The organism is Flavobacterium hydrophilum, from assembly GCF_003202405.1.
Taxonomy (GTDB): domain Bacteria; phylum Bacteroidota; class Bacteroidia; order Flavobacteriales; family Flavobacteriaceae; genus Flavobacterium; species Flavobacterium hydrophilum.
In genome coordinates this window covers 933,523-957,955 of sequence record NZ_QJHL01000001.1, presented here as the reverse complement: position 1 = coordinate 957,955, position 24,433 = coordinate 933,523, and the positions used below count along the sequence as shown (strand labels likewise).

Annotated in this window: 20 protein-coding genes; 8 read left to right on the top strand and 12 right to left on the bottom strand. The window is 35.3% G+C overall.

All coding sequences use genetic code 11. The features are described 5' to 3' along the window. Positions 1 to 7: 7 nt before the first annotated feature. The 4 genes from DMB68_RS03830 to DMB68_RS03815 are packed head-to-tail and all read right to left on the bottom strand — an operon-like array spanning position 8 to position 4,107. Entirely contained in the window at positions 8 to 589 is a 582-nt protein-coding gene (locus tag DMB68_RS03830) for a TMEM175 family protein (protein WP_110345333.1), read from the bottom strand. Between the two features lie 15 nt (positions 590 to 604). After that, positions 605 to 1,495: a Ppx/GppA phosphatase family protein gene (locus DMB68_RS03825; protein WP_110345332.1), complete on the bottom strand. Its 891-nt coding sequence runs from the start codon at positions 1,493 to 1,495 to the stop codon at positions 605 to 607. Between the two features lie 39 nt (positions 1,496 to 1,534). Beyond that, positions 1,535 to 3,616, bottom strand: coding sequence for a polyphosphate kinase 1 (ppk1, locus tag DMB68_RS03820; protein WP_110345331.1), 2,082 nt, complete (start codon positions 3,614 to 3,616; stop codon positions 1,535 to 1,537). A 5-nt stretch (positions 3,617 to 3,621) separates the two neighbouring features. After that, positions 3,622 to 4,107, bottom strand: a complete 486-nt coding sequence (locus tag DMB68_RS03815) for a SixA phosphatase family protein (RefSeq protein ID WP_110345330.1) — start codon at positions 4,105 to 4,107, stop codon at positions 3,622 to 3,624. Positions 4,108 to 4,689: 582 nt separating this feature from the next. Here DMB68_RS03815 and DMB68_RS03810 point away from each other — a divergent pair. The 3 genes from DMB68_RS03810 (at position 4,690) to DMB68_RS03800 (ending at position 13,962) form a co-directional block, all read left to right on the top strand. Continuing rightward, the gene (locus DMB68_RS03810) at positions 4,690 to 10,959 is read left to right on the top strand and encodes a gliding motility-associated C-terminal domain-containing protein (protein ID WP_110345329.1); all 6,270 of its coding nucleotides are present in this window, start codon (positions 4,690 to 4,692) and stop codon (positions 10,957 to 10,959) included. Between the two features lie 148 nt (positions 10,960 to 11,107). Continuing rightward, positions 11,108 to 12,025 carry a PorP/SprF family type IX secretion system membrane protein gene (locus tag DMB68_RS03805; protein WP_110345328.1) on the top strand — a complete coding sequence of 306 codons (918 nt, stop codon included), beginning with the start codon at positions 11,108 to 11,110 and terminating at the stop codon, positions 12,023 to 12,025. A gap of 11 nt (positions 12,026 to 12,036) precedes the next feature. Next, on the top strand, positions 12,037 to 13,962 hold the full coding sequence (locus DMB68_RS03800) for an OmpA family protein (protein ID WP_110345327.1): 1,926 nt from the start codon (positions 12,037 to 12,039) through the stop codon (positions 13,960 to 13,962). Positions 13,963 to 14,094: 132 nt separating this feature from the next. Here DMB68_RS03800 and DMB68_RS03795 read toward each other — a convergent pair whose 3' ends face one another. From DMB68_RS03795 to pyrR, 7 genes are all read right to left on the bottom strand, one after another. Continuing rightward, entirely contained in the window at positions 14,095 to 14,592 is a 498-nt protein-coding gene (locus DMB68_RS03795) for a CAP domain-containing protein (protein ID WP_110345326.1), read from the bottom strand. 161 nt (positions 14,593 to 14,753) lie between these two features. Further along, complete coding sequence (gene pdxH, locus DMB68_RS03790) at positions 14,754 to 15,398, bottom strand: pyridoxamine 5'-phosphate oxidase (protein ID WP_110345325.1); 645 nt, start codon at positions 15,396 to 15,398, stop codon at positions 14,754 to 14,756. A gap of 118 nt (positions 15,399 to 15,516) precedes the next feature. Beyond that, positions 15,517 to 16,422, bottom strand: a complete 906-nt coding sequence (locus DMB68_RS03785; RefSeq protein WP_110345324.1) for a ribonuclease Z — start codon at positions 16,420 to 16,422, stop codon at positions 15,517 to 15,519. A 191-nt stretch (positions 16,423 to 16,613) separates the two neighbouring features. After that, entirely contained in the window at positions 16,614 to 16,946 is a 333-nt protein-coding gene (locus DMB68_RS03780) for a ribonuclease Z (protein ID WP_110345323.1), read from the bottom strand. 273 nt (positions 16,947 to 17,219) lie between these two features. Then, positions 17,220 to 18,146 (bottom strand): aspartate carbamoyltransferase catalytic subunit, encoded by a 927-nt coding sequence (locus DMB68_RS03775; protein ID WP_029273654.1) that lies wholly within the window; start codon positions 18,144 to 18,146, stop codon positions 17,220 to 17,222. Positions 18,147 to 18,226: 80 nt separating this feature from the next. Beyond that, positions 18,227 to 18,868 carry a DUF6891 domain-containing protein gene (locus DMB68_RS03770; RefSeq protein WP_110345322.1) on the bottom strand — a complete coding sequence of 214 codons (642 nt, stop codon included), beginning with the start codon at positions 18,866 to 18,868 and terminating at the stop codon, positions 18,227 to 18,229. A gap of 29 nt (positions 18,869 to 18,897) precedes the next feature. Beyond that, positions 18,898 to 19,437, bottom strand: coding sequence for a bifunctional pyr operon transcriptional regulator/uracil phosphoribosyltransferase PyrR (gene pyrR, locus DMB68_RS03765; RefSeq protein WP_110345321.1), 540 nt, complete (start codon positions 19,435 to 19,437; stop codon positions 18,898 to 18,900). A gap of 455 nt (positions 19,438 to 19,892) precedes the next feature. Between pyrR and DMB68_RS03760 the strand changes: the two genes are divergently transcribed. The 5 genes from DMB68_RS03760 (at position 19,893) to DMB68_RS23300 (ending at position 22,617) form a co-directional block, all read left to right on the top strand. After that, a complete protein-coding gene (locus DMB68_RS03760) occupies positions 19,893 to 20,363 on the top strand; it encodes an RNA polymerase sigma factor (protein ID WP_110345320.1) in 471 nt (156 codons plus the stop codon). Positions 20,364 to 20,368: 5 nt separating this feature from the next. Further along, a complete protein-coding gene (locus tag DMB68_RS03755; protein ID WP_110345319.1) occupies positions 20,369 to 20,926 on the top strand; it encodes a hypothetical protein in 558 nt (185 codons plus the stop codon). Positions 20,927 to 21,103: 177 nt separating this feature from the next. Next, positions 21,104 to 21,754: a dihydrofolate reductase family protein gene (locus DMB68_RS03750; RefSeq protein ID WP_110345318.1), complete on the top strand. Its 651-nt coding sequence runs from the start codon at positions 21,104 to 21,106 to the stop codon at positions 21,752 to 21,754. After that, entirely contained in the window at positions 21,723 to 22,121 is a 399-nt protein-coding gene (locus tag DMB68_RS03745) for a hypothetical protein (RefSeq protein WP_110345317.1), read from the top strand. The genes DMB68_RS03750 and DMB68_RS03745 overlap by 32 nt, the downstream gene beginning before the upstream one ends. A gap of 325 nt (positions 22,122 to 22,446) precedes the next feature. Next, positions 22,447 to 22,617, top strand: coding sequence for a hypothetical protein (locus DMB68_RS23300; protein WP_165830089.1), 171 nt, complete (start codon positions 22,447 to 22,449; stop codon positions 22,615 to 22,617). Between the two features lie 127 nt (positions 22,618 to 22,744). Here the strand turns inward: DMB68_RS23300 and DMB68_RS03740 are convergent, their stop codons facing one another. Further along, entirely contained in the window at positions 22,745 to 24,364 is a 1,620-nt protein-coding gene (locus tag DMB68_RS03740) for an ABC-F family ATP-binding cassette domain-containing protein (protein WP_110345316.1), read from the bottom strand. Between the last annotated feature and the right edge of the window lie 69 nt (positions 24,365 to 24,433).

Sequence of the window (24,433 nt, the reverse complement as noted above, 5' to 3'; positions counted from 1 at the left end):
TTGTGAATTAATTTTTTGAAGCAAAAACCTTTTCAATCCTTTTATCAGGGATGAGCCATAACAGGGCTACAATGAAATAAGCAGCACCTGAAATCCATTCGCTATAAAAAGAAAAAGCTATCCCAAGGATATACAAAACAGCAGAAAAAATCCCTTTAATTTCATATCCAATTGCTTTTGCCAATACCGAATTTTTCCCTTCAGCCATAATTATAATTCGCTCCAGGATGAAATAAGCTATCGCAGATAAAAGCAATATAGCACCATACAAAGCCATAGCTGTCTTTGCAAAATTATGTTCTCCCATCCAGCCTGTAGCTACCGGGATAAGGGAAAGCCAAAAAAGCAAATGCATGTTTGCCCAAAGAATTTTTCCGTTTACTTTAGACAATCCATGAAGCAAGTAATGGTGGTTATTCCAATAGATCCCAACATATATAAAACTTAGGATGTAACTCAAAAATTTAGGAATAAGCGGTTTTAAATCGGCAAACTCATGTCCGTGCGGTACTTTAATTTCTAAAACCATAATAGTAATGATAATAGCTAAAACGCCATCACTGAAAGCTTCAAGTCTTGTTTTGTTCATTTAATAAATTCTAAATTAAATTTTACCGTAGTACATTGCTTTTACGATTCCGTCAGAAAGTCCGATTTTTGGAACATAAATCTGGCGTGCCCCACTCCATTTCATCGCATTCAGATAAATACGGGTTGCGTGGATAATTACATCGGCACGGTCAGAATTCAGACCTAATTCAGCAATTCTTTGTTCGTAAGTCAGAGAGTTTAAAAAAGCATATTGAGAATTGATGTAAATGTATGAAAGTGGTTTTTCCTGTTGCTTTCCAGACATTTTAAACAATTTATTGATGTTTCCTCCAGAACCAATAAGCGTAACTTCCTCATAATCTTTGGTATTGGTTTTGATCCATTTTTCAATTTCATCCCAAACCACATCATGAACCATATTATTCAGCAAACGAACTGTCCCCGCTTTGAAAGACCTTGAAGTAATCATTTTTCCATCAGAAAATAGGGTAAATTCGGTGCTTCCGCCACCTACATCTACAAAAAGGTAGGTTTGGTCTGTTCTAAGCAAATGATGTAAATCTGTAGAAGCAATAATAGCCGCTTCTTTTTTTCCATCAATAATTTCAATTTTTATGTCCGCTTTTTTCTTAATCAGCTCTACCACTTCCTTAGCATTGTATGCCTCACGCATGGCTGAAGTTGCAAAAGCCATATATCTTTCTACTTTATGAACTTTCATTAAAAGATTAAATGCTTTCATAGCATCAACCATTCTGTCTATATTTTCAGCCGAAATTTCACCAACCGTAAAGGCATCCTGCCCCAGACGTATTGGCACACGAACAAGTGAACTTTTATTAAACTGAGGCTCTTTGCCTTCTTGTTCTACAACATTCGATATCAGAAGCCTCATAGCATTTGAACCAATATCTATTGCTGCGTATTTTTTTATTTTAATCATGCTCACTTTATGATTTGAAATTTAAAATTTGTGTAGTTATTAATTTGTTTTTTGAACAGCCTCTTCTGCTATTTCTGTCTTATTTTGATAATATTTATACGTTTCCAATTGTGCCCTGAAAGGAGCATGATGATTTCGGGGTTTGTACTTATTGTCTAGTTTATAAGAATGGTATCTCACTTTTACATTTCCTTTCCAGGCAATATTAAAATTATCTATCAACTCTTTTTTAATAGACAAATCATAAATTGGGCAAGTAACTTCTACTCTTCCATCGAGATTTCGGGTCATAAAATCAGCAGACGAAATGTACACTTCGGTTAAACCGGCGTTTCCAAAAATATATACTCTTGAATGTTCTAAATAATTATCAACTATACTAATTGCCTCAATATTCTCGCTCATGCCCGGAATGCCTGGAATCAAAGAACAGATTCCTCTTACCTGAAGCTGAATTTTAACTCCTGCATTACTAGCTTCATATAGTTTGTCGATCATTTTAAAATCAGACAAACTATTCATTTTTAACTTTATATGTGTTTTTCTACCTGCCAAAGCATGTAAAATTTCACGGTCTATCAGCTTAATAAACTTGGTACGCGTATAATGTGGTGACACAATTAAATGCTTATACCTATGAACCCTGTAATTGATATCAAAAAATTCAAATATTTTTGAAATGTCTTTTAAGATTCCCTGATTGCAGGTAAAAAGGGTTACATCAGTGTAAATTTTAGCTGTAGCTTCGTTAAAATTACCTGTTGAAATAAAACCGTATCGACGCATTTTTTCGTCTTCCGCTCTTTCAATTACGCAAATTTTACTGTGTACTTTTAAGCCTTTGATTCCAAAAATAAGCTCAATTCCTTCTGTTTGCATTTGTTCCGCATAGGAAATATTGCTTGCTTCATCAAAACGGGCCTGAAGTTCGATTTGAACTGTCACTTTTTTACCATTCTTAGCTGCGTTTATCAGCGAACTGATAATTTGGGAATTCTTAGCCAAACGATATAAAGTAATTTTGATGCTGGTCACCTTTGGATCTAAAGCTGCTTCACGCAAAAACTTTGTCAGGTAAGAAAATGACTGGTAAGGAGCGTGCAGCAAATAATCTTTTTTACTGATTTTCTCCAGAATACTTCCTCCTAAACTTAATCCCGGAATTGGTAATGGTTCATTAGGTCTATAAAGTAAATCGTATCTTCCTAAATTAGGAAAACTCATATAATCACGACGATTATGATATCTTCCGCCCGGAATAATACTATCTGTTTCTACGATTTTCATTTTATCCAGAAAGAAATGCAGTGTGTCGTCTTCAATCTGACTGTCATAAATAAAACGAACCGGTTCACCAATTCGTCTGTCTTTAACAGAAGATGCAATTTTTTCGAGCATACTTTTACTCAAATCGCTGTCTATATCCAACTGTGCATCGCGCGTAATTTTAATCATATGTGCCGAAACACTTTTGTAGTCGAAAATATTAAAAATATTTTTCAGGTTATGGCGAATGACATCATCGATTAGAATAACATAATGTTTTTCATCATTTGAAGGCAGGACAACAAATCTGTTTATTGTTTTAGGAATTTCAATTATAGCATAACGAATTTCATCATTTTTGTTCATTTCCAGTCGAACGGCCAAATATCCTAAAGTATCTTTAAGAACGGGAAATTCTGCTAAGTCGTTTAATATAATCGTTACTAATTCAGGACTTAATTTTTGAACAAAAAAGTCTTTCAAATAATTTTCCTGCTCTTTTGTAATTTCATCTTCGGTGATGATAAAGATGTTTTCTGCCTCAAGTTCAGCTTCAATATTACCTAAAATACGTAAGCTCTCAGATTGTTGCTGAATCACGATTTCGGTAATATCTTTAATTAATTGCTGAGCAGAAACTCCTCCAAGGTATTTTTCTCCGGAAATTCCGGAAAGGCTCAGTCTGCGGATGGCAGCATATCGAACCCTGAAAAACTCATCTAGGTTGTTTGAAAAAATTCCAACAAAACGAAGTCTGTCTAAAAGCGGAACCGTATTATCTGCGGCTTCCTGAAGTACTCTTGCATTAAATGCTAACCAGCTTTTTTCTCTGTCGATATATTTCTGTTCGTGCACGTTATTTATTTTAAATCTTTGGGGAAAATTGTTTTTTGGGTTTTGCCTTTATCTATCAGGTCCCAGCTTTCTGAATCAAATTGCAGTGATACAAAACCAGCAGTTGGGACATTATCTATAAAAACATCCCCAAATTTATTAACAAAATTTGTAATAGCCTCGTTATGTCCAAAAAGAATAACGCTTTCTAAACTATTATCACATGATTTAATAACTTTTTCCAGATGTCTTTCATCAAACGTGTACAATTCGTCTTTGAATAAAATGCTTTCTAATGGGTATGATAAATTTTGGGCAAAAATGATAGCCGTTTCTAAGGCCCTGGCAGCAGTACTGCTCCAGATTGTATAGGTTTTTGGGAGAAATTTCGAAATAGCTGCTGAAACACTATGAGCATCTAAAATACCTCTTTTCATTAAAGGTCTGTCAAAATCCTTTAAAGGGGCTTCCCAACTAGATTTTGCATGTCGTATTAAAATTAAATTTTTCATAAAATATATTTTTAAGAATAGATACCAATAGAAGTTATTCAATTTCTAATTTACAAAAGATATTTCAATAGCCTATGTTTTTTTTATTCTGTTAACATTTCAAAGTAAGTTTTAACAGAAATAAAATTTTAAGATGAAATTGTTTATTAAAAAAACGTGTTATTCATCTGTCAAAATAATCACTTAATCGATGTGTTCGAATAAGCAAACAAAACAACACAAAATATTGACTTACAAAAACATACATCACAAACTCAATTATAAAAAACATTCTAAAAAACGAAAAAAAATCATTTTTAACTTGTTATAATTCTATTAAAAAAAACCATTTCAAGATAGTTATTTAACAAAAAAACGCACTTAAACGTTTTTTCAGGTTAGTTACAGATAAAAAAAACATAATTAAACCAATGTATATAATTTTGATTCATATAATTTCTGTTAAAAATTTGAGATAATCGCAATGCCAAATTATTTCAAATCACTTGATCTAAAATGTCCTTTAACTGAATAACCCAAAAAATTCATTAAAAGATAGGAAGTCCAAAACATTTTAATCCTAACTTAATAAAATTAGAGATTATGGAAATCATTACTTATTTTTTTAAAAATATCAATATTAAAGGCGTTTTGATAGCGTTACTTTTAATATTTATTACAAATGGCTATTCTCAAAACACATATGATGGAGATTATTGCCCAGGTCCCAGTACAGTTGGTGATGAATATGCAACTGGCACTGTTTATAGCAAAGTATTATTAGCTAGTCCTTCTTCAACGTGTCAAATTGGAACGATTCACGCTAAAGTTGACACTCAAAATCAAGTATTAAGGTTAGGTATGGACATTGGTAATGGTGGTTCAGCACTTTTTAGATTGTACTTAGATACCAATAATAATCCTTTGACCGGATTAACATCAGACTCATTTGGAGGTACTATTAGTGTAGCTGGTGCTGAATATATCTTAGAGATTAATTCTAACGGAAATGGTTTTACTTTATATACAGGAAATGGAAATGTTAAAACTCAAACTAACGTTATCCCTCCAGGCCTTGCTGTGCAGGCAGGTAACGCAAATTGTAATTCTGGTGCTACATTTTTAGAGTTTAATATTCCTTTTGGTAGTTTGGGAATTAATATTTGTGATCCAAATAACCCTGGCATAATCAATGTTACAAAATTAGCATCTGTTAGCGGTAACTCTCCTAATTCAAGCCAATGTATTAATACTCCGCTTACTTTTGGAATTCCGCTAAAAGGAACAGTTGGACCAAACACGACTATTTGTTCAGGGGCTAGCAGCGCTTTAACAATAACCGGTCTAAATGCTAATTCTACTGTAAGTAAGTGGCAATCATCTGTTGCTCCATTTTCAGTGTGGGTAGATATCCCTAATACTGCAGGTTTAACAGCTTATAATACAGGTAATTTAACAGAAACTACATTATTCAGAGCAATATTTTCTAATTCAGGTTTATGCTCTGGAAATGCTATTGCTACAAGTGAAGCAACCGTAACGGTAAATGCCCCTATTGGTTGCTCCATTGCAGGTACTTCTGGTCCTGTATGTTTGTCTTCTTCTAATGTTTATACAGCTCCAGCCAATATGACTACTTATGCGTGGTCTTTGCCTTCAGCAACTGCAAATGGTGCTACAATCACATCTGCTGCAAATGCACAAAACGTAACTGTTTTAGCTGGTTCTACTTGTAATACAACGTTTAAATTATTATTAACTACTACTTTAAATGGATGCAGTTCTACTTGTGAAAAAATAGTTACTGTTAACGACACAACGGCACCAATCTGGACAACGACTGCAAATGCCTTAAATATGACTTTGCAATGCAGTGATATAACAGGTTTAGCAACAGCTCAGGCATTATTTCCTGTGGCTACCGATAATTGTGGAGGAACTGTAACCTACACCAAAACAAGCGGAAGCTTTATGGCTGGTTCCTGTGTAAACTCTGGAACATATACGAACACCTGGGTAGCTAAAGATGTTTGTAACAATTCATCAACTACTTTCACTCAGGTAATTACAATTCAGGATACTACTGCTCCAACATGGACAACTACTGCAGCTTCTCTAGATGTGACTTTGCAATGTAGTGATCTTACAGGTTTGGCTACCGCTCAGGCAGCTGCACCAATAGCTACCGATAATTGTGGAGGAACTGTAACCTACACCAAAACAAGCGGAAGCTTTGTGGCAGGTACCTGTATCAACTCCGGAACTTATACCAATACCTGGGAAGCAAAAGATGTTTGTTTGAATACTTCAACCATATTTACACAAACAATCACTATTCAGGATACTACTGCGCCAATGTGGACAACTGCTGCAGCTTCTTTAGATGCAACTTTACAATGTAGTGATTTTTCAGGTTTGGCTACCGCTCAGGCAGCTGCACCAATAGCTACCGATAATTGTGGAGGAACCGTGACTTATACCAAAACAAGCGGAAGCTTTGTGGCTGGTTCTTGTATCAACTCCGGAACTTACACTAATACCTGGGAAGCAAAAGATGTTTGTTTGAATACTTCAACCTTATTTACACAAACCATCACTATTCAGGATACAACCGCGCCAATGTGGACAACTGCTGCTAATGCTTTGAATGTAACTCTGGAATGTAGTGATCTTTCTGCTTTGGCAAACGCTCAGGCTACTGCTCCAATCGCAACCGATAATTGCGGAGGAACTGTAACCTATACCAAAACAAGCGGAAGCTTTATGGCTGGTTCCTGTGTAAACTCTGGAACTTACACTAATACATGGGTTGCAAAAGATGTTTGTTTGAATACTTCAACCTTATTTACACAAACCATCACTATTCAGGATACAACTGCGCCAATGTGGACAACTGCTGCTAATGCTTTGAATGTAACTCTGGAATGTAGTGATCTTTCTGCTTTGGCAAACGCTCAGGCTACTGCTCCAATCGCAACCGATAATTGCGGAGGAACTGTGACTTATACCAAAACAAGCGGAGCATTTACCGCAGGATCTTGTGTAAAATCAGGAACTTATACCAATACCTGGGTTGCAAAAGATATTTGTAACAATTCTTCTACAACTTTTACGCAAATCATAACTATTCAGGATACCACAGCACCAACATGGACAACTGCTGCAGCTTCTCTAGATGTGACTTTGCAGTGTAGTAATCTTTCCGCTTTAGCAACTGCTCAGGCAGCAGCGCCAATAGCTACTGATAATTGTGGAGGAACTGTAACCTACACCAAAACAAGCGGAAGCTTTATGGCTGGTTCCTGTATCAACTCCGGAACTTACACCAATACATGGGAAGCAAAAGATATTTGTTTGAATACTTCAACCATATTTACACAAACCATTACTATTCAGGATACAACTGCGCCAATGTGGACAACAGTTGCAGCTTCCTTGAATATTACTTTACAATGTAGTGACACTGCAGGCTTAGCAACAGCTCAGGCTCAGGCTCCGGTAGCTACCGATAATTGCGGAGGAACTGTAACTTATACCAAAACAAGCGGAGAATTACAAAAAGGAAACTGTGGAAGTACAGGAACTTATACCAATACCTGGGAAGCAAAAGATATTTGCCAAAATACTTCTACTATTTTTACACAAGTAATCACCATTGAAGATAATGCAGTACCAACATGGATTACACAGACAGGTGATTTAAATGTTACTTTACAATGCAGCGACACTTCTGGATTACTAGCTGCTCAAAATCAGGCTCCAACTGCAACTGCAAATTGTACTATAGTTACTTATATTAAAACCATCGGCGAATTCACAGCTTCTCAAAGCTGTGCCAATGCAGGAACTTATACCAATAGATGGATTGCAAAAGATGATTGTGGAAATGTTACGGATAGTTTCATTCAAGTGATTACTATCGAAGATACCACTGCTCCAACATGGGCAACTGAAATGGCTTCATTAAATGTGACTTTACAATGCAGCGACCTTTCAGGATTGGAAAACGCTCAGGCAATGTTTCCAACAGCTTCTGATCTTTGTGATACCGATGTATCCAATATCGTAAAAGTAAGCGGTCAGTTTATGGCTTCTGAAGGTTGTGGAAACTCTGGAACCTATACCAACACATGGACCGTGAAAGACGATTGTGGAAACACTTCCGATACTTTCACTCAGGTAATTACTATCGAAGATACCACTGCTCCGACATGGGCAACTGAAATGGCTTCCTTAAATGTGACTTTACAATGCAGCGACCTTTCAGGATTGGAAAACGCTCAGGCAATGTTTCCAACAGCTTCTGACCTTTGTGATGCCGATGTGTCCAATATCGTAAAAGTAAGCGGTCAGTTCATGGCTTCTGAAGGTTGTGGAAATGCCGGAACTTACACCAACACATGGACTGTAAAAGACGATTGTGGAAACACTTCTGATGTTTTCACTCAGGTAATCACTATCGAAGACACCACTGCGCCAACATGGGCTACTGAAACTGCTTCTTTGAATGTGACTTTACAATGCAGCGATCTTTCTGGATTGGCAAACGCTCAGGCAATGTTTCCAACAGCTTCTGATCTTTGTGATACCGATGTATCCAATATCGTAAAAGTAAGCGGTCAGTTTATGGCTTCTGAAGTTTGTGGAAACTCTGGAACCTATACCAACACATGGACCGTGAAAGACGATTGTGGAAACACTTCTGATGCTTTCACTCAGGTAATCACTATCGAAGACACCACAGCGCCTACTTGGGCTACTGAAACTGCTTCTTTGAATGTAACTTTGCAATGCAGTGATCTTTCAGGATTGGCAAACGCTCAGGCAATGTTTCCAACAGCTTCTGATCTTTGTGATACCGATGTATCCAATATCGTAAAAATAAGCGGTCAGTTTATGGCTTCTGAAGGTTGTGGAAATTCCGGAACCTATAACAACACATGGACCGTGAAAGACGATTGTGGAAACACTTCTGATACTTTCACTCAGGTAATTACTATCGAAGATACCACAGCGCCTACTTGGGCTACTGAAACTGCTTCTTTGAATGTGACTTTGCAATGCAGCGATCTTTCTGGATTGGCAAACGCTCAGGCAATGTTTCCAACAGCTTCTGATCTTTGTGATGCCGATGTGTCCAATATCGTAAAAGTAAGCGGTCAGTTCATGGCTTCTGAAGGTTGTGGAAATGCCGGAACTTACACCAACACATGGACTGTAAAAGACGATTGTGGAAACACTTCCGATACTTTCACTCAGGTAATAACAATCGAAGACACCACTGCACCTACTTGGGCTACTGAAACTGCTTCTTTGAATGTGACTTTACAATGCAGCGACCTTTCAGGATTGGAAAACGCTCAGGCAATGTTTCCAACAGCTTCTGATCTTTGTGATACCGATGTATCCAATATCGTAAAAGTAAGCGGTCAGTTTATGGCTTCTGAAGGTTGTGGAAATGCCGGAACTTACACCAACACATGGACTGTAAAAGACGATTGTGGAAACACTTCCGATACTTTCAATCAGGTAATCACTATCGAAGATACAACACCTCCTATGTTTACAGGAACTCTTCCAACAGATATTACTGTTTCTTGCGATGCTGTTCCTGAACCGGCAGTTATGGAAGCTTCTGATAATTGCAACGGAAATTTACCAATCGTATTCTCAGAAGTAAAAACTGGTATTGAGAATGAATGTGCAAGCAATTACACATTAACACGTACGTGGTCAACAAGTGATTGCAGCGGAAATACAGTTTCTCATTTTCAGGTTATAACTGTAAGAGATACAACACCTCCAACAGGTACAGCACCTGCAGATGTAACAAACTTACAAAATGTAGCTGCTATTCCTGCCGGAAGCCCTCAAGACATAATAAATGCATCAGACAACTGCAGTGAAAGCGTAAACATCTCGATAAGTGATTCGAATAATGGAGGAAGCGGCTGCGAAGGAAATGCATTTGTTTTAACCAGAACTTATACCTTAACAGATTGTGCTGGTAATAAAACTGAATTGGTACAAAAATTTACTGTTGAAAATAAAATTTCTGTAATGGGGACGGCTTCAAATGTTAGCTGTTTTGAAGGCAATAACGGTTCTATTTTAATAACGAACAGCCCTGGTTCTGTAGTAGTTATTACAAATGCAAACAATGAAGTTGTGGGTAGCACCGGTTTACGTGCCGGAGTCTATACCCTTACAGCAACATCAGCAGTAAACAATAACAATCTGGTATGTTCAGCAACAGCAACCGTGACTATCACGCAACCTTCAAATGTTGTTATTAACATTAATGATGAAGCGTGTAATGCTGATTCATCACCTCTAAACTTATCCAGTTTATTGCCGGAAAACATTTCTACAACAGGAATCTGGACTGATACAAATAGTACAAATGCGTTACAGGGAAGTATTCTGAATGTTTTTGGTCTTGCATTAGGCAGTTATACTTTTGAATACAAAACAACTAACGAAGATTGTCCAAAAAGTGTTTCATTGAACCTGCTTGTAAATGATGATTGCAGAGTATTAGCCTGCGAAAATGTATTAGTTCATAATGCTTTCTCTCCTAATGGTGACGGTATCAATGATTTTTTCAAAATTGACAATATTGATCTGACAACCTGTTATCCTACAAATACTGTAGAAATCTATAACCGCTGGGGAATATTGGTATTTGAAACTACTAATTACAATAACACTACAAACGCTTTTGACGGAACTTCCAGAGGCAGAACCACTATTAAGCAATCTGAAGGACTGCCTACAGGAACCTATTTCTACATTATCACTTACAAATCTTTAGATGGTAATAATAACTCTCAATCTAACAAAAAAGACGGTTTTCTTTATTTATCAAAATAAATACAATTTGTAATTCGGTGTAAGTTGTTTACACCGAATTACAATAATTAATAAAAAAATCCTTGTTTGAGTAAGTGAATATAGGGCTTATTGTTAAGGATTTTCATTGATAAAAATCATTAGTAATAATTGCAAAAAAATAGCTACTATGAGAACAAAATTATTTTCCTTCGCCCTTATGTTTGTATCCATGGTAAGTTTTGCACAACAAGATGCTCAATTTACGCAATACATGTACAATACCATAAACATCAATCCTGCTTATGCAGGTTCCCGTGGAGCTTTAAGCGTTTTCGGCTTATACCGTACACAATGGGTTGGATTAGATGGTGCCCCGGAAACAGGATGCCTGTCTGTCAATACACCAATAAACAACAGTAATTTAGGAATTGGTGCTTCGTTAGTCAATGATAAAATTGGCCCTACAAATGAGACTAACTTCTCTGTTGATATTTCTTATACCGTTCAGACATCGGCAGATTTTAAATTATCTTTTGGTATCAAAGGAACAGCAAACATGTTCAATCTGGATGTGAATAAACTAAATCCGGATGTTTCAGGAGATCCGCAATTTCAGGATTTCAACAATAAATTCTCTCCAAATGTAGGTGCCGGAGTTTACTGGCATTCAGATAAAGCATATTTAGGTTTATCAGTACCGAATTTTATTGAAACGAATCGTTATAACGACAATGATATTGTCATTTATAAAGATAAAATCAATTACTATTTTATGGCCGGTTATGTTTTCGATCTGGACAAATATGAATATATAAAATTCAAACCTGCCATTTTGACCAAAATGGTAGAAGGAGCTCCACTACAAGTAGATGCATCAGCCAATTTTATGTTTATCGACAAATTTGTAGTAGGTGTTGCTTACAGATGGAGTGCTTCATTAAGCGCTATGGTTGGATTTCAAATTTCTGACGGTCTTTATCTGGGATATGGCTACGATCGTGAAACCACCAACTTAAACAATTACAACTCAGGATCCCATGAAATATTCCTGCGTTATGAATTCGTTACTAAAAATGGTAAAATGACAACTCCTCGTTTCTTTTAAAAATAGTTATTATGAAAAGTTTTATACTCCTTTGCTTCACAATAGTAAGTGTTTTTTCGTTCAAATGTTATTCCCAACAATCGAAAGTAAACGCTGCTGATAAAAAATACGATGGCTATGCTTATATCGATGCCATAAAGACCTATGAGAGAGTAGCCCGGAAAGGATACAAGTCTGAAGATATGTTTAAAAAACTAGGAAATTCCTATTATTTTAATTCAGATTTTGAAGGGGCTGCAAAATGGTACGGCGAGTTATTTGCCATGAATAAAAATCCTGAACCTGAATTTTATTACAGATATGCCCAATCTCTAAAATCAACAGGACAAGCGGATCAGGCTAATAAAATTCTTAACGAATTTAACTCTAAATATCCGAATGACAACCGTGGTAAACTTTACAAAGAAAACACAAATTACCTGGATAAGATCAAAGCCAATTCAGGCCGCTATAATATTGAGGATGCCGGAATCAACTCTCAATATTCTGACTACAGCACTTTTGTATCCAATAACAAAATCTATTTTGCTTCAGCAAGGGATACCGGTAATTTTTCACAACGCAAACACAAATGGACAGGCGAATATTTTACCAATTTGTATGTTACAGATGGAGATTCAGCAAAAGTCAAAAAATTCAAAACTGCCTTAAACACTAAATTTCATGAATCTTCTCCAGTGCTTACTAAAGACGGAAAAACAATTTATTTCACACGTAATAATTATATAGATGGAAAAAAAGGAAAAAATGAAGACAAAATTACTTTTATCAAAATATACAAAGCGACTCTTGAAAATGACAAATGGACTAATATTAGAGAGCTTCCCTTCAGCAGCAGCAATTACAGTACTGCTCATCCTGCACTTAGCCCTGATGAAAAAACTTTATATTTTGCTTCTGATATGCCCGGAAGTATTGGTCAGTCTGATATATTTAAGGTTAGTATCAATGAAAACGGTGATTATGGTAAACCGCAAAACTTAGGTAAATCAATTAATACAGAAGGCAAAGAAACATTTCCGTATGTGAGCAATGAAAACGAAATTTATTTTGCCTCAGACGGTCATCCCGGACTTGGCGGACTGGATGTTTTTGTAGGTCAGATTGATCCTGACGGAAGTATCAGTGATATCCAAAATGTAGGTACCGACATCAATTCACCTAAAGATGATTTTGCTTACACAATTGATACTGCCACAAGAGAAGGTTATTTTAGTTCCAACAAAGATGGCGGCCGGGGTTCTGACGATATTTATAAATTTCTGGAAACACGAAGATTAAAATGCAGTCAGGAACTATACGGTCTTATTACTGATGAAGCTACAGGAATAATTTTACCCGGAGCAAAAGTTAGTTTATATGATCGGGAATTAAATCTGAAAAGCACCATCTATGCTGACGACACAGGAAATTATAATTTTAAGGTTGAATGTAAAGAAACGTATTATGTAAGGGCAGAAAAACCGGAATATAATACCAAAGAAGTAAGCATTGAAATTCCTGACAAAACCGGCAAAACAAATCTTCCAATTGCTTTAGAAAGTGCTAAATGCAAAGTCACCATTGGGGATGATTTAGGAAAATGTTTCGGTATAAAAATGATTTATTTTGACCTTGACAAATCCAATATCCGGGAAGAAGCTGCTTTGGATTTAGAAAAAATACTAGACGTTTTAAATGAAAATCCGAAAATGAAACTGGACATTCGTTCACACACAGACAGCAGAGCAAGTCATAAATACAACGAAGCTTTGTCAGACAGAAGAGCTAAATCTACCATAGAATGGCTCATTACGAATGGTGTGGCAAAAAACCGTTTAACCGGCAGAGGCTACGGTGAGACTGAACTTGTAAATGAATGCTCTGATGGGGTAAAATGTAGTGAAGAAAAACATCAGGAAAACAGAAGAAGCGAATTTATTATTACAGCTTTGTAAAAATTAAAATACCAAAAACCAATTCACCTTTGCTACCCTTCGGGGTAGCTTTTTTTTAAAAAAAATAAGTCGTTGTAAATATTATGAACTTTACAACGACTTAATAACTAAACCTGAATACTAACTCTCTTTTTAAATTTTTGCAAAAATATTGGTATAATACTTTTTACCGGTTTCTGCATCAATTTTAACAGCAATACCAAAATGAGTATAATCTCCTTCGATATTTTGTTTATGGGTTGGGCTATCTAACCAGGCTCTTAAAACACCTTCGGCGGTTTGATAGTTATATGCAACATTTTCTCCGACTTTTTTGGCCCCCAGAACAGCAATGATATTCTCTGAGCGGGCTACAAAATCATTATGATTTACAACTTTATTTGTAATCATATAATTATCGTGTTCCTCTGATTTAAAAGAGATGTGATTGACTGTTACTAAGGCATTCAATCCAATACTCACACGATATTCGTTTATTAATTGCAACACTTCTAATTCAGAAACATTGTAATTATACTCTGTTACAAGTTCAGATTTAGAGACATTACTGTTTTCAACTGAATCTGATGAACAAGAACCAAAAAAATAGACAACAGCTAAAAGCAGCATTGTCGGAAGCAATTTCTTCATAAAATAATCAGGTTAAATACAAAGCAGAATTTGGGACAAATTCGTTTTAATATTGGAACATTATTAATTTACACTTCAAAAAAACAAAATTATCGTTTAAATGACAAATTTAATCGATGAAATGCACTACTATTTTTAATTAATATATAAAATTCTTACAATTAAGGCGCTAATCTTTGAATCGACCAGCTAAAATCAGACTGGCTTTTATAACTAATTCTGTCATGCAGCCTATTAGCTCTTCCCTGCCAAAATTCAACTTCTAATGGAGTGACTAAATAACCTCCCCAATGTTCAGGCCTTGATATCGATTTGCCTTCAAAAGCATTTTCCAGCTTTTTTAAATTTTCCTCTAAAAAAGATCTTGACGGGATCACTTCACTTTGATTAGAAACTACAGCTCCTAATTTACTTCCGTCAGGACGTGAATCGAAATAATTGTCTGATATATTTTCAGAAGTTTTTTGAGCAATTCCTTTTATAATAACCTGACGTTCCATTTCCTGCCAGAAAAAAGACAGACATACATGCGGATTTGCTGCAATCGCTTTTCCTTTTTCAGAATTATAATTGGTATAAAAAACAAATCCTTCTTCAGAGAATTTCTTTAATAAAACTACTCTTGATTTTGGAAAACCATCTAAGCCAATGGTCGAAACGGTCATGGCATTTACTTCTCCGCTTCCGCCAAAATTTTCTACTTCATGAAACCATCGGTTAAAAAGATTAATTGGATCATCAGGAATAGAATCTTCCAATAATTCACTTTTCTCATAAGATTTCCTATAATTGCTTAAATCATTCATTTTTTATTTTTATTACAAGTTAATTGTAAGATGTGAAATGCAAAATAATAACAGTAAAACTAAAAAAATATTACATTTCGCTTTTTACTTTTTACTTTTTACTTTTTACTTTCCATCACTAAAACTCAAACGAAACTCCGTCATCTGCTAAAAGTACATTTGAAAAAATGGTTTCAGCTTCTTCTTTAAAAGACTCAATCCCTTCGTATCTTGTTGAATAATGTCCCAAAACCAATTGCTTTGCATTCGCTTTTAAGGCAATTGTTGCTGCTTCTTTCGCTGTCGAATGTAATGTTTTTTGGGCTAAAGTTGCTTCTGACTCTAAAAAAGTAGATTCGTGATATAAAACATCGACATTTTCAATAATCGGAAGAATGTTTTCATTGTAAACAGTATCCGAGCAGAAAGCATAGCTTTTTGGTGGAATTGGATCAAAAGTCAGTTTTTCGTTTTCGATTACAGTTCCGTCATCAAGCGTAATATCCCCTCCATTTTTTATTTTCTGATAATAAGCAACATGAATATCATAACGCTGAACCGCTTCAACATTTAATTTTCTTTCGTCCGGTTTTTCTGTAAAGAGATAACCATTGGTATAAACACGATGCTTTAACGGAATCGTTCTTACTACAACTTTCTTATCTTCAAAAATAACTTCACTTTCTTTTGACTCTAATTCATGAAAAAACAAACTGTAAGTGGTCCACGATTCGGTCAATTTCAACTGAAGAAGAATAAGTTCTTTAATTCCCTTTGGACCATAAATATGTAAATCGGTAGTTCTTCCCAAAAGGGAAAAAGTCGAAACAGTTCCAATTAATCCGTAAAGATGGTCTCCGTGAAGATGGGAAATAAAAATGTGATTAATTTTTGAAAATTTAATCTTATTTTTCCGAAGCTGAACCTGGGTTCCTTCGCCGCAGTCAATTAAGAACAATCTGTTTTTAATTTCTAAAACCTGCGAAGTCGGGTTGGTAATTGTTCTGGGAGTAGCCGCGTAGCAGCCAAGTATAGTTAGCTTCAATTTTTTATCTATTCGTTTATTGGGGTAAATTATTTAATCGCCAAGGACTAAATTAGATAAAAATCGATAAAACAGCTAAATAAATTTAGCATATTAATTTATTTAGGAAATTGGTTAATCAACAAATGCAAATCAGCCGGAATCGGTTAAACAGCTAAACAAATAAACGAATGAACAAGAATAACGAATTCTTAGAAGCCTAAGTCTCTTTCTATTTCTTCCATTTCGATAATATCGTGTGCTTCTAAAAGAGAAGGCACAACAGTTAATTTATCAGAAATGGCATTGAAATCAAGCTCAGAAGCTACAATTACAAATGATTTCTTTGCTTTTTTTTGCTGTTTGGAAAGCGGTAAAAAAAGCTTCACATCACTTTCAGATAAATTGGAATCCGAAGTTAAATCGATAATAATATTTTGTTTTTCAAAGGTTTTAAACTGCTGCGTGACTTTATCAAGGAAAGATTTAAAATCTCCCTGAGTATCTTTAATAGTAACGGTATGTCCTTTTTGATCTACTTTCATTTTATAATTTGTGGGGCTTATATAAAAATTGATATTTCTGAACGCAAAGGTACGAAGTTTTTTTTATTGTTGTTTGGGGTTTGGGCTTGATGTTTCGGGTTTCAGGTTTGAAGTTATACGTTTGAAGTTATACGTTTGAAGTTGCACGTTTGTCAGGCTGAGCGGAGTCGAAGTCCTCGTTACTAATTACGTTCTCAATCAAAAGCCCTTAGACTCCGCTCAGGGTGACATCACATTTCAACAACTTGAAACATTAAACTTGAAACTAAAAAACTACTGAATTTTAGAAGCCAAAAGATAAATAACTGCCATTCTGATTGCTACTCCGTTCTCTACCTGATTTAAGATTACAGAGTGATCTGAATCAGCAACTTCAGAAGTGATTTCTACTCCCCTGTTGATTGGTCCCGGGTGCATGATTACAATTTCTTTTCCAAGCGAATCCAAAAGCGGTTTGTCCACTCCGTATTGCTGTGCGTATTCACGAGTTGACGGGAAGAAGTTTACATCCATACGTTCGTTTTGTACGCGAAGCATATTCGCAACATCGCACCATTCCAGCGCTTTGCGCAAATTCGGTTCGACCGTAACACCAAGCGATTCAATGTATCTTGGAATCAGTGTTTTTGGCCCGCAGACTTTAACTTCTGCGCCCTGCATCTGCAAAGCATATATGTTGGATAAAGCAACTCTGGAATGCAGAATATCACCCACAATAACTACTTTTTTTCCGGCAACATCGCCCAGTTTTTCTCTGATCGAATAACTGTCTAACAAAGCCTGAGTTGGGTGTTCGTGTGCTCCGTCTCCTGCGTTTACAATACTGGCTTTGACATTTTTAGATAAAAAATAAGCTGCTCCGGGATTGGAGTGGCGCATGACAACCATATCCACTTTCATCGAAAGGATATTATTTACAGTATCAATAAGTGTTTCCCCTTTTTTAACCGATGACTGAGCCGCAGAAAAACTGATTACATCAGCAGATAAACGTTTCTGCGCTAATTCGAAAGAAAGTTTGGTTCTGGTACTGTTTTCAAAGAAAATATTGGCAATGGTAATATCTCGTAATGAAGGAACTTTTTTAATTGGTCGGTTAATGACTTCTTTAAAATGATCTGCCGTTTCAAAAATCAGGTTTATATCATTTTCGTTGATATATTTAATTCCTAATAAATGATTTACGCTTAATTCTTTCATTTTTGTTTCTTTAATATTATTGGTCAATTTCTGAATGGCGAAATGTTCGGCATCCAACGCTTGTTTAAAGAGCAGCTACTCTATTGGATCATTCTGTCTACGACTTCACTATAATCCTGCAAATCTCTGGCATCTTCATCAAAAATCTTTTGCCATCTGAAACCCGGAATTTCAATTTTCGTTTTGGCAGATTCATTCCAGTTTACTTCAAAACCATTGTTTCTTAGTACTTCAGCAACTTTTTTCCCAACGCTAATTGTAGTTTCCTCATCTGAATTATCCACTTTTTGAAAAGCGATATACAAACCGGGATCTTCAATATCAATAGCTCTCGCTAAATCCTGTTCATGGTAAAAGCAATACCCATCAGATTCTACTTCGTTTTCCTGAAGTTCTCTTTCAACCTCAACCACTTCATATTCACCGTCGCTGGTTGTGTATCCTGCATTATGAAGCGCAATGATGTTTTCGTCTGCTAATTCATCAAACGCTTTTATAAGCTTTTCAGTATCTGTTGGAGTTTTCCATTGTTTACTTTCTAAAAGTAATTTTTTGTATTCCTGATCTATTTTTTCGAAAGCCCAATCTTCTGAAATTTCGTCTTCGAATTCGTTATCTTCAATTTCTTCTATAATGTTTTCTTTGATTTCATCAACAGAAAGAAATCCCATTCTTACCTGATTAAAAATTGACTCATAAATAAACGCTTCGTTTTCTGTCATGATTGTATTTTCAATTTTTTAAAATTCAGTTAATTGGTAACCAAATGTACCACATCTTCGCCATCATTTTCTTTCCAGCTCACTTTTACTTTTTCGCCATTAATCGCATCTACCTGACGACCGCGGTAATCGGGCTGAATTGGTAAATTACGGCTGAAACGTCTGTCGATTAATACCAATAATTCAATTTCTGAAGGTCTCCCGAAAGACTGAATTGCGGTTAAGGCAGAACGAATGCTTCTTCCGGTAAACAATACATCATCGATAAAAATGACTTTTTTGTTTTCGACTATAAAATTGATTTGAGTTTTATTGGCTTCAAGCGGTTTATCGGTTCTGCGGAAATCATCTCTAAAGAAGGTGATATCCAGATAACCCAGTGAAATTTCAGGTGTTTGGTATTCGCTCTCTAAAATTTGTTTTAAACGCTCCGCAAGAAAGACACCTCTCGGCTGAATCCCGATTAAAATAGTGTCTGAAAAATCAAGGTGTTTTTCGATTAACTGACAAGCCAAACGATGGAGTATGATAGTAACTTCTTTTGAATTAAGTAATACTTTTTGGCTCATAATTAAGTGTGATGTTTGGTTGGGCAAATATACGGAATCTGATTTTATTTGTTGGGGTGTTGTAGCTGGAAATATTTTTATTTGAAATTGGTACGTATCTATGGTTGGAAGTTTCTCTTAATCAATGAAAACTTTTCTATTTTAGCTGAACTGAAATATGTCATCCAAAGTTATTTTAAAAAAAATTGAATATGTGTGACTTTATCATACAGATATAAGTTGCAGACTATTTTAAACTGTCACCCTGCACCTCAATAAAGTCTTCGCCAAAAAGTCTCATTAATTGACTCACATAGTTGTAGTGGACGTAAAATTGCTCACTCTCATTTTTAGACACTAAAATTTATTTTATAACCCTTGTAATATTTTCCGCAAATTAAGCAACTTATGCATTATATAACTTAATTTCAAAACGGTATGAAGAAATTCTTAATGACTAAAAAAAAAACGATAATATGGAAACGGAATTTTTAGGACTGATCCATGAAAATCAAAAAATAATATATAAGATTTGCAAATTATATCGGGATAGTAAAGAAGACCAAGAAGACTTATTTCAAGAGATCGTTTATCAACTTTGGAAATCTTATCCAGGCTTCAAAAGAGAATCTAAAGTAAGTTCTTGGATATACAGGATTGCTTTAAATACTGCTATCGCTACTTATCGAAAATCAAAAATATCTATTGATTATTATGAAGAATTCCCCGAACATATTCATCCTTCTTCCGAAAGGACAATTTCAGAAAATGAGGAACGATTGTTTTGGGCTTTGCGAAAATTAAATGATTCGGAGAAAGCGGTCATATCTCTTTATCTGGAAGACTTCAATTATAAGGAAATTGCAGAAATAACAGGACTAAGTGATACTAATGTAGGTGTACGATTAAACAGAATTAAAAATAAATTGAAACAAATACTAAAATAAAAATCATGGAACTAAATGACTTAAAATCAGACTGGAAAAACGCTGGTGAAGATTTCAAAAGCGAAGCAGACTTGCGACTAATGACTAAGATTGTCAATCACCCATCAATAAAAAAAATAAGAACAAAATTGATTATTGAGGTAATTGTCCTATCATTCTTTTTATTTATTTATTATGACTGGTTCGATGGAGACAAAAAACCATTTTATGCGAATCTGTCATTAGTAGTTGGCTTATTATTATACATTTTCAATGATGTCATTGGTTATATTTCCATAACAAGACCTATCAGAGAGGCTAATTTAAAACTATCCCTCCAGAATTATTTGATGAGAATAAAGCTACTATCAATTTCTTCAGTAATTATCACATCTCTATATAGCATCTCAATAGTTATTTTTTTTACGTCAATAATAAATTTTACAAAAGAAAAAGGACTAATATTGATATTTAGTGTAGTTGTTGCGATTCAATTTATTCTATTATCTTTAAGAATGTGGACAAAATGGATTAAAAATTTGAAGCTCCAAGTAAAGGACTTTAATATTGATGAAGAATCGTAGTTTGTATTTGTTCAAAAAATGCAAGCGTGCAATAGTCAGTTTGAAAAAATGTCGGGTTTTGTGCTTCTATTAATCATTTGTACCCAATAACACGGATATACGCAACGATTGCGAGGAAATTCTTTCCGTACACGATTTTTCCTTATATTTGAGTAAAACAAAAAAACACCAAACATCATGAGAAAAATAATCGTTTTAACCATGATTACCATTGATGGTGTAATGCAGGCACCGGGAGGGCCTGAAGAAGATACTTCAGGCGGTTTTGAATATGGAGGCTGGGTGGCACCTTTTGGAGATGAAGAATATGGCAAAGTCATGCAGGAACAAATGAAACCGGCCGATATTCTTTTAGGCAGAAAAACATTTGATATTTTTGAAGACTATTGGCCCAAACATGCAGAAGGCTGGCCGGGAATTAATGAGGTTACCAAATACGTTTTGTCTTCCACCAGAAAAAACTCTGATTGGGAAAACACCAAATTCCTTTCGACTATAGAAGACATCAAAAAACTCAAAAATTCAGAAGGCGGCGATATTAAAGTCTGGGGAAGCGCCACACTTGTTCAGCTTTTGCTTCAGCAGGATTTAGTTGATGAACTTGGACTTTTAATTTATCCTGTTATCTTGGGCAAAGGCAAGAAATTATTTGATGATGGTGCGGTTCCTTCGGCATTTACATTAATTGAAAGTACGGCTACGCCAAGCGGTGTAATTGCTGTTAGTTATAAACGGGCTGGTGAAGTGAAGACTGGAATTATTCATGATCAAAAGTATTTACCAAATCTAAAAAGTAATGAAAGAAAGTATCCTAAATTTTATAATTAAACCTAAAAACATATTTTTATTAGATGGTTTTGGTGCTTTATTTACTACTCTATTGCTTTTTTTTGTTCTTAGGACTTTCAATGACTTCTTTGGTTTATCACAAAACATTTTGGAATATCTTGCTGCATTAGCGCTGATATTTTCAATCTATTCTGTTTCCTGTTATTTCTTAGTAAGCGATAATTGGAAGTTGTTTTTAAAAATAATCTGCACTGCAAACATCCTTTATTGTGTTTTAACAATTGGGCTTCTATTTTACCATTATCAAATCATTTCGATTTATGGAATTGCTTACTTTCTAGGAGAAATAGCAGTAATTGCCGGGATTGTTTTTCTGGAAATAAAGACAATAAAGCAACAATTGTAATTTAAAAATTCCGTAGGAATAAATATTTTGTAGCAACGGATTTCAATCCGTTATAAAATTGAATGACCATAAAAAAAGTTCCATTGGAACGGTTCATGTAAACGCGTAATATGTATCGAACCTACAGCTCTTTATTCCTATTCCCGTATTCATAAACCGGATTAAAATCCGTCCCTACAATATTTGACCGAGCCGATGGCTTTATTGTCAGTCTTTTTCAATTTTTTAAATCAAATCCAAATCCTAAAACTTTTCCCAAAAATTGTATAACATATTTTCTTTATTGCTTAAGTAATTTTATTCCTGAACTTAAAAACTCAAAATCATGCAAAATAAAATTACAAAATTGTTAATGGTATTGTTTATACTATTTTCATTTACAAGCTGCGAATTAGTTGGAGACATTTTTAAAGCCGGAATGGGAGTCGGGATCTTTATCGTGATTTTCATAATAGCAATCATTATCTGGATCTTTGCCAAAGTCTTCAAAAGGTAAAACATAAAAAATCCCCGTTATCATTATAACGGGGATTTGTTTTCTAAACACATAGGGACATAGTTTTTTGAACTTAAAAAAGGCGTTTCACTTTTTTACAAAAAAACATAGCTGTGTGTCTTAACTATTAAAGATTGTACATCTTTTTTCTCTGTTCCTGAATCTTTTCATCATCAAGATATTCGTCGAATGTCATGTAGCGGTCGATTACTCCATTTGGTGTAAGCTCTACAACCCTGTTACCGACAGTTTGTGCAAACTCGTGGTCATGTGTGGTAAAAATCACAGATCCTTTGAAGTTTTTCAATGAATTGTTGAAAGCGGTAATAGATTCCAAATCTAAGTGGTTTGTTGGCTCGTCAAGCATTAAGATATTCGCGCGTTCCATCATCATTCTGGATAACATGCAACGTACTTTTTCTCCTCCGGATAACACACGGCTTGTTTTTAAAGCTTCTTCTCCGGAGAAAATCATTTTCCCCAGGAAACCTCTAATAAATACCTCATCACGCTCTTCTTCCGTTTTAGCGTACTGACGTAACCAGTCTACTAAGGTTAAATCATTTTCGAAGTATTTATGATTTTCAGCCGGTAAATATGCCTGATTGGTTGTAATTCCCCAGTCGAAAGTTCCAGCATCTGCTTTTTGTTCGTTGTTTAAGATTTCGTAGAAAGCGGTTGTTGCACGTGAATCTTTAGAGAACAGCACGATTTTATCGCCTTTTGCCATGTTCAGATTAATATCTTTAAACAGCAGTTCTCCATCTACAGAAGCAGACAAGTTTTCTACGTTTAAGATTTGATCTCCAGCTTCACGATCCTGATCGAAAATAATCGCAGGGTAACGACGGCTGGATGGTTTGATTTCAGAAATATTCAGTTTCGAAATCATTTTTTTACGGGAAGTTGCTTGTTTTGATTTTGCAACGTTCGCGCTAAAACGACGAATAAATTCTTCTAATTCCTGTTTCTTTTCTTCTGCTTTTTTGTTTTGCTGAGCACGTTGTTTTGCCGCTAATTGGCTGGACTCGTACCAGAACGTATAGTTTCCTGAGTAATGGTTTATTTTTCCGAAATCAATATCAGAAATATGTGTACAAACCGCATCTAAAAAGTGACGGTCGTGAGATACCACAATTACAGTGTTTTCGTAGTTTGCTAAGAAGTTTTCTAACCATGCGATTGTCTCGAAATCCAAATCGTTGGTAGGCTCATCCATAATCAATACATCAGGATTTCCGAAAAGTGCCTGCGCCAAAAGCACACGTACTTTCATTTTTCCTTCCATATCTGACATTAAAGTGTAATGATCTGCTTCTGTGATTCCTAAGTTAGATAACATCGCTGCAGCATCAGAATCGGCGTTCCATCCGTTCATTTCTTCGAACTGAACCTGAAGCTCCCCTATTCTGTCGGCATTTTTGTCGTTGTAGTCTAAATAAAGTTCATCCATTTCTTTTTTAACAGCGTACAAAACTTTATTTCCCATCAAAACGGTTTCCAAAACAGTATGTTCATCGAACAAATTGTGGTTTTGGGTTAAAACTGACATACGTTTTCCCGGTTCTAAGTGAATATGCCCCGAAGTTGGGTCCATATCGCCTGAAATGATTTTTAGAAATGTAGATTTTCCAGCACCATTGGCTCCAATAACGCCGTAAATATTTCCGTGTGTGAATGTAGTATTTACTTCGTCAAACAAAATTCGTTTGCCAAATTGTACTGATAAATTATTGACTGTTAACATGAATGTCTTTTTTATTAATTTGGTGCAAAAGTACGGAAAAAGGTTCAGAGTTGCAAAGGTACTAAGGGG